The organism is uncultured Sphingomonas sp., from assembly GCF_964237335.1.
Taxonomy (GTDB): Bacteria; Pseudomonadota; Alphaproteobacteria; order Sphingomonadales; family Sphingomonadaceae; genus Sphingomonas.
In genome coordinates, this window is sequence record NZ_CAXSHM010000015.1 from 69,312 (window position 1) to 76,567 (window position 7,256).

General features: G+C 69.7%; 6 protein-coding genes. 4 read left to right on the top strand and 2 right to left on the bottom strand.

Going from position 1 to position 7,256, the window contains the following annotated elements; genetic code table 11:
• Nucleotides 1-85: 85 nt before the first annotated feature.
• Nucleotides 86-736: a DUF1345 domain-containing protein gene (locus ACFE65_RS09465; protein ID WP_375382109.1), complete on the bottom strand. Its 651-nt coding sequence runs from the start codon at nt 734-736 to the stop codon at nt 86-88.
• 51 nt (nt 737-787) lie between these two features.
• On the opposite strand from ACFE65_RS09465, the gene hisS reads away from it, so the two are divergent.
• The 4 genes from hisS (at nt 788) to ACFE65_RS09485 (ending at nt 5,519) form a co-directional block, all read left to right on the top strand.
• Nucleotides 788-2,062 (top strand): histidine--tRNA ligase, encoded by a 1,275-nt coding sequence (gene hisS, locus ACFE65_RS09470; RefSeq protein ID WP_375382110.1) that lies wholly within the window; start codon nt 788-790, stop codon nt 2,060-2,062.
• Nucleotides 2,063-2,216: 154 nt separating this feature from the next.
• Entirely contained in the window at nt 2,217-3,290 is a 1,074-nt protein-coding gene (gene prfA, locus ACFE65_RS09475) for a peptide chain release factor 1 (RefSeq protein ID WP_375382111.1), read from the top strand.
• On the top strand, nt 3,287-4,192 hold the full coding sequence (gene prmC, locus ACFE65_RS09480; RefSeq protein ID WP_375382112.1) for a peptide chain release factor N(5)-glutamine methyltransferase: 906 nt from the start codon (nt 3,287-3,289) through the stop codon (nt 4,190-4,192). The genes prfA and prmC overlap by 4 nt, the downstream gene beginning before the upstream one ends.
• 256 nt (nt 4,193-4,448) lie before the next feature.
• Nucleotides 4,449-5,519 carry a DUF4167 domain-containing protein gene (locus ACFE65_RS09485; RefSeq protein ID WP_375382113.1) on the top strand — a complete coding sequence of 357 codons (1,071 nt, stop codon included), beginning with the start codon at nt 4,449-4,451 and terminating at the stop codon, nt 5,517-5,519.
• 77 nt (nt 5,520-5,596) lie between these two features.
• Here ACFE65_RS09485 and ACFE65_RS09490 read toward each other — a convergent pair whose 3' ends face one another.
• Complete coding sequence (locus tag ACFE65_RS09490; RefSeq protein WP_375382114.1) at nt 5,597-7,108, bottom strand: lipopolysaccharide biosynthesis protein; 1,512 nt, start codon at nt 7,106-7,108, stop codon at nt 5,597-5,599.
• Nucleotides 7,109-7,256: the final 148 nt, after the last annotated feature.

The window sequence follows — 7,256 nt, forward strand, 5'->3', positions numbered from 1 at the left end:
CGCGCGACGTCAAACGTCCAGTCGTTTCGAGCCGGGAGCGGCGGATACGGCCGCGGCCCCGTGGCGGCGAACCGATCGGCCCCGGTTACTTGCCGCCGCCCAGTACGTTGATTGTAAAGGCGAGCACGCCCAGGTTGAAGACGAAGGCGGCCAGGCACTGCCCGATCGACACCCGCCGCATCGTGCCGCTGGTCGTGTCGACGTCGCTTGTCTGGAACGTCATGCCCAGGGTGAAGCTGTAATAGACGAAGTCCCAATAGTCGGGTTCCGGCGTCTTGGGAAAGTCCAGCCCGCCGTCGTCGCCGCCGCTGCTGTTCGCATCGCCGTAGAAGATGTGCGCGTAGTGCATCGCGTAGACGGTGTTGGTGAACAGCCAGGCGAGCACCAGCGTCGACACCACCAGAACCACGCCCGCGCTGTCGATATGCCCGCCCAGTTCATGCGCCACCGACACCAGGATCACCAGCATCGTCAGGAAGGTAAGGCCCAGCAGGGTGGTGCGATTGGCGTCGTTGGTCTTGGCACGAACGCGCATCGCGTCGCGATCGTCCTGGCGCAGCAACGGCACGATCGAGACCAGGAACACCGCCGCCGCCAGGTCGAAGGCGAGCATGGTTCCCCGCCCGAAGCCGAACGGGCCTGGCAGGAACACCACGCCCAGCACGAAGATGACGAAGAAGACGATGAAGCGCGGCGGCGCGATACGCTTGCCGAGCTGGAGTTGGGGAAGGGCCATGAGCAGGATGCTAGCGCTTCGCGAGGCTCTCGCCTATCTCCCGCGGCCATCATGGCTCAAACTCGCACTCCGCCGCAGCGCGTCCGCGGCACCCAGGACATCTTCGGAAGCGACCAGCGGCGGTTCGCGCATGTGCTGTCGACGTTCGAACGGGTGCGCGGGCTGTATTGCTTCCAACGCATCGACATGCCGGTGTTCGAGGCGACGGAGGTCTTCGCCCGATCGATCGGCGAGACGACCGATGTGGTGTCGAAGGAGATGTACACGTTCGCGGATCGCGGCGGCGACAGCCTGACGCTGCGCCCAGAGTTCACCGCCGGCATCGCGCGGGCGTATCTGTCGGAAGGGTGGCAGCAATATGCGCCGCTGAAGCTCGCCACGAGTGGTCCTGTGTTCCGCTACGAGCGCCCGCAGAAGGGCCGCTTCCGCCAGTTCCACCAGATCGACGCCGAGGTGATCGGCGCTGCGGAGCCCGCTGCCGACGTCGAGCTGCTGGTGATGGCGGATCAGTTGCTACACGAGCTGGGAATCGCCGACGGCGTGACGCTGCAGCTCAACACGCTAGGCGACGCCGAGACGCGCGACGCGTGGCGGGCTGGGCTGGTCGCGCATTTCGAGGCGCGGCGGGCGGAGTTGAGCGAGGAGAGCCTGATCCGCCTCGACAAGAACCCGCTGCGCATCCTCGACAGCAAGGACCCGCGCGACCGGCCGGCGGCGGACTCGGCGCCCGACATCGACGCGTATCTGACGCCGGAGGCGCGCGCGTTCTTCGACGCGGTGACGGCGGGGCTCGATGCGGCGGGCGTGCGCTGGACCCGCAGCCCGCGGCTGGTGCGCGGCCTCGATTACTACCGCCACACCGCGTTCGAGTTCGTGACGGATCGGCTCGGCGCGCAGGGCACGGTGCTGGCGGGCGGACGCTACGATGGGCTGATCGGGAGCCTGGGCGGCCCGGAGACGGCGGGTGTCGGCTGGGCGGCGGGGGTGGAGCGGCTGGCGATGCTGGTGGCGGAGCCGGAGACCGACGCCGTCAGGATAGCTGTGGTCGCCGATACGCCGGCACTCGACCGGGAAGCGGCGCGGGTCGTGGCGACTCTTCGCCGTGGTGGCGTCGTGGTGGACGCGGCGTATAAGGGTAACGCTAAGAAACAGGTGGAGCAGGCGAAGAAACGCGGCCTCGACGCCGTCCTATTCGTTCGCGATCGGGCGATCGGCAGCGAATACTGGTTTCAGCAGCTTTCCGAGCGCTTCGATCGCGATGAGTTCGTTAGGGACATCGTCGGTCCGCTCGTGGGTGGGTTCAAAGGCGAGGGGGCGTCGCAGTGATCGCCCTTCATTCCGGCGGCGCTTCTCTCGCCCGTCACCCCAGCGAAAGCTGGGGTCTCTGCGTGGCCGGCCGCGTTGCTCGCCTCAAAGCGATGCCAGCGTCCGCTGGCATGACGGTGTGGGCTGAGCGCAGAGACGGCGCAGGGGCACCGGCATGACCACCATCTCCCCCGAGCGAATCCGCCAGATCGAGGCGCGCCTCCACGAACTCTCCGCGCTCATGGCCACCGGCGACCTCCCGTCCGAGCGCTTCGTCGCGGTGTCGAAGGAATATGCCGAGCTCGAACCCGTCGCCCGGGCCGCCGCCGAGGTTCGCCGGCTGCGGCAGGAGGCGGACAGCCTGACCTACATGACGCAGGACGCCGATCCCGACATGCGCGCGATGGCGGCCGACGAGATGCGCGAGAACGAGGCGGCGCTCGTTGATGCCGACCGACTGCTTGCGCTCGCGCTCCTGCCGCGCGACGCCGCCGACGAGCGCGCGGCGATGCTGGAGATCCGCGCCGGGACCGGCGGCGACGAGGCGGCGCTGTTCGCGGGCGACCTGCTGCGCATGTACCAGCGCTATGCGGAGGAGCAGGGCTGGCGCGTCGAGCTGATCTCGCACTCGTCGTCGGAAGCCGGCGGCGTCAAGGAAGCGGTCGCCAGCGTCGAGGGCAAGGGCGTGTTTGCCAAGCTCAAGTTCGAGTCCGGCGTCCACCGCGTCCAGCGCGTGCCGGTGACGGAAAGCGGCGGCCGCATCCACACGTCGGCGGCGACCGTCGCGGTGCTGCCCGAGGCGGAGGAAGTGGACGTCCAGATCGACGAGGCGAAGGACCTGCGCATCGACGTGTACCGCTCGTCCGGCCCCGGCGGGCAATCCGTCAACACGACCGATTCGGCGGTGCGCATAACCCACCTGCCGACCGGCCTCGTCGTGATCCAGCAGGACGAGAAGTCGCAGCACAAGAACAAGGCGAAAGCGCTCAAGGTGCTGCGCACGCGCCTGTACGAGGCGGAGCGCGAGCGGCTGCACGCCGAGCGGGCGGGAACGCGCAAATCGCTGGTCGGCTCGGGCGACCGGTCCGAGCGCATCCGGACGTACAACTTCCCGCAAGGGCGCGTGACCGACCACCGCATCAACCTGACGCTCCATCGCCTGCCCGAGATATTGCAGGGCGAGATGGACGAGCTGATCGGCGCGCTGGTGGCGGAGGACGAGGCGGAGCGGCTGGCGGCGATAGAATGAAGTCGACGCTGGCCGGCGACCACCCTCACCCTTCCCTCTCTCGGCGGGAGAGGGAGGGGGCGGCGAAGCCGCGGAAGGGTGAGGGCGACACGATCCGCCACGCTGTCACCGCCGCCGCCGCCCGCTTCGGCTTCTCGCATACCCCCCGCCTCGACGCCGAACTCCTGATGGCGCATGCGCTCGGCACGACGCGCGAGGCGGTGCTGCTGTCCCGCCTCGACGATCCCGCACCCTCGGGCTTCGCCGCGCTTGCCGACCGCCGCGCCGCCTGCGAGCCAGTCGCCTACATCACCGGCACCCGCGCCTTCTGGACGATCGACCTCGCCGTCGGTCCCGGCGTCCTGATCCCGCGCGCGGACACCGAGACGCTGATCGAGGCGGCGGTCGCGCATTTCGCCGGTACGCCGGGACCGCGCACCGTGCTCGACCTCGGCACCGGATCGGGCGCGCTGCTGCTCGCGGCACTGGCCGAGTGGCCGGAGACGCGAGGCGTCGGGATCGATGCGTCCGATGCGGCGCTGGCGATCGCGGGCGACAATGCACGTCGGCTGGGTGTCGCCGACCGTGTGGCGATCCGGCACGGCGACTGGGCCGGAACGGGGCAGGCGTTCGACCTCATCCTGTGCAATCCGCCCTATGTCGTCGACAGCGCGACGTTGCCCGACGAGGTCGTCCGCTTCGAGCCGGCGTCCGCGCTGTTCGCCGGCCCCGATGGCCTCGACGACTATCGCCTGATCGCCCCCGCCCTCCGCCCGCAGATCGCGCCCGGCGGCGTCGCCTGCATCGAGATCGGCGCCGGCCAGGGCGAGACCGCCGCCGCGCTGTTCCGGGCGCAAGGCCTGTCGGTGGCGGTGCGGCGCGACCTCGCCGGGCGGGATCGCTGCCTTGTCGTCACGCCTTGATCAAGGGCAGGGCGCGCGCCATCTTTCCGCTTGGCGACGCGCTCCTCACCGGGTAAGGCCTTAGTGGGGACACATGATTTCGACTGGTCGTCGCCGGACATGATGTCCGGACGATCGATGTCGGACGTGGCGTCCGATCCTTGCCCCGCCGCACGATGTGGCCGGGTGAGCCGCCGTACCGCAGATACTCTAGGCGCGTACGGGCGACCATGGCTTTCCGGGAGCAGGGCCGGCCTTTGCAGTTGAGGACAATGCTTTGATCAACAATCGTCAGAACGGTCGCCGTCGCGGCCGTGGTGGTCAGCGCGTGGGTGGTCCGAACCCGGGCCGGCCCGAAAGCGGCAACCGGATCGACAATCGTGCGCGCGGCAACGCCAGCCAGCTCTACGAGAAGTACAAGACCCTCGCCGCCGACGCGCAGCGCCAGGGCGACCGGGTCAACACGGAATATTATCTCCAGTTCGCCGATCATTATTTCCGCGTGCTCGCCGAAAGCCGCCCACGAGTCGACGAGCAGGCGCAGCGTCGCGGCCGCGACGACGAGGACGACGAGTTCGACGGCGACGGCGACGGCGAGGAATATGGCCAGGAGGGCGAGGCTGGTCAGCCAGACCAGTATCTGCCGCGCGCCGACGATCGTCCCCGCCAGGAGGGGCGTCAGGAGGGGCGCCAGGACGGACGTCAGGGTCAGGACGGCAGGCAGAACCAGGACGGTCGCCATAACCAGGACGATCGGCCGCGTTACGGTCAGCCACGACAGGGTCAGGGCCAGGACGAGCGTCCGCGCCGCGACGATCGGTTTGGGCAGGACGCCCGTCAGGAGGAGCGTCCCCGTCAGGAGGAGCGTCCCCGTCAGGAGGAGCGTCCTCGCCAGGACGACAGGCCTCGGCAGGACGATCGACCCCGTCGCGAGGACCGGCCCCGCCGCGATGGCGCGCAGGATCAGCGTCCGCGCGAGGATCGATACGCCCGCGCCGATCGCGCGCCTTTGGCACCGGTCGAGCCGAACGGGCCCGAGCAGGCACCGGTGATGGTGGACGATCAGCTCACCGCGCCGCGGCCTGCGACGCAGGAGGCGTCCACCGCCCGGGCCGCCGACATGGAGGCGCCGGTCCCGCGTCGGCGTGGCCGTCCGCCGAAGGTTCGGGTCGAGGCGGCACCTGCCGCCGAACCGATGGGCCTCGATGCCGACCGGCTGCCGCCCTCGCTCAGCATCTCGGCCAGCGCCGAGCCCGATGCGGCCGAGCCGGGGAGCGAGCCGGTCGAGAAGCCACGCCGTCGCCGGCGCCTGTCCAGCGAGACGGCGGACGTCGGCTCCGCGAGCTGAGCGGTTCGATCGTCGTTGAAGGAGGCCGGCCCGCTACCCAGCGTCGCCGGCCTTTTTCTTGGCTTCGAGCGGGCGGATCAGGCGCGGGCGGCGACCCGGGCGGGTGCCGGCGGTACGGCAGGCCCCCGACCGACCGTCGCCGCGATCTCGCGCAGCAGCGGCCGGGCGAACACGACGAGCCAGCCCGCGTAGCTGGCCGCGCCGACCGCGACGAGCAGCGCCAGGCGCGGTAGCGCGGGCATCGCCGGCAGTAGCCCGTCCGCGATCGTCACCAGCAGCGCCATCGCCACGGCCGCGAGCGTCGGCGGCGCGATCGCCTCGGCCAACACAGTCAGCGACGTGCCAATCACCGGCAGCGACCGGTGCAGGCTGACGGCCAGATAGGCTGGGTAGGCGAGGATCCACGCCGTCGCGAGGCCCTGCGCTCCCCAGCGCACGCCGACGAGGAAGGCGAGCGCGAGGATCGTCGCGCCTATCGCGCCGTTGCGCACCCCGATGCCCGGTCGGCCCCGCGCATCGCAGGCTGGGGTCAGCATCACCTGCAGCGTCATGAACGGCATCGCCAGCGCGAGCAGCCGCACGATCGGCGCCGCCTCGATCCATTTCGGCCCGAGCACCGTCGCCACCAAGGGTCCCGCGGTCGCGAACAGGCCGAGGTAGAAGGGGAGCGCCGCGGCCATCACGATCCGCACCGCGCGGACGAACCCGTTCGCGAGCTGCCCCGGGGCGTCCTGCATTCGCGCATAAGCGGTGAAGGCGACCTCGTTGAGCGGCGGCACGAACTTGGACACGAAGATCTGCGTGAGGAACAGGCTGGTCGTATAAAGGCCGAGCACGTGCGGGCTGAACCAGCGGCCGGCGATGAACACGTCCGCCTGGCTTTGCGCGAACCAGGTGAGCTGGCCGACGGCCATAACCCCGCCATAGCGTGCGAGGTGGCCCGCGCCGCGGAAATCGAAGCTTGGCCACACCAGCGACCGGGCCGCCAGCGTCAGCACGACCGCGCGGACGGCGAACATCGCCAGCGGCGCCGCGATGAGCGTCCAGACGCCCCAGCCTGCCAGCGCGCCGCCGAGCGCGGTGGTGGCGCTGGCGATCGAGGCGCAGATGTTGGCTTTTGCCTGGTGGCGGAAGTCCATTGCCCGGCCGAGCAGCGCCTGCGGCAGGACGATGAAGGGTGTCGCGAGGTACAGCAGCGCCTGGGCGCGCAACAGCTCGGCGACGATCGGCTGCCGGTAATAGGCCGAGGCGAGCGGCGCGAGCAGCGCCTGGCCGGCGGCGAGCGCTCCGTTGAGGAGGAGAAGCATGCCGAACAGCTGGCGCACTTCGCGCGGCGTCACCTCAGATTGACGGATCAGTCCGCTGGCGAGCCCGTAGCCGTTCAGCATGTTGAGCAGGACCAGCACCACCTGCGTCATCGCGAACAGGCCATAGTCCGCAGGGCTGAGGATGCGTATGACGAGGAAGGTGGCCGCCCATTGCACGGACTGGGCGACGATCTGACTGCCCGAGCGCCAGATTACCGCGCGACGGACCTGGCTGCCCAACGAGTCGTCCGGGGGGATCGGCGCGGGGATGGGTTGGTCCATGCCTGCCGGATACGAGCCACGTCTGACGAAGCCGTAAATCCCCGCTCCCGCGCATCATTTCGCCTGGATTGTCAGAAAAGTGCAAAAAACCCTTTGACGTTTATCCTGTGGCCGCCTAGATCGCTGTCACCGCGGCGGCGTGGGCCAT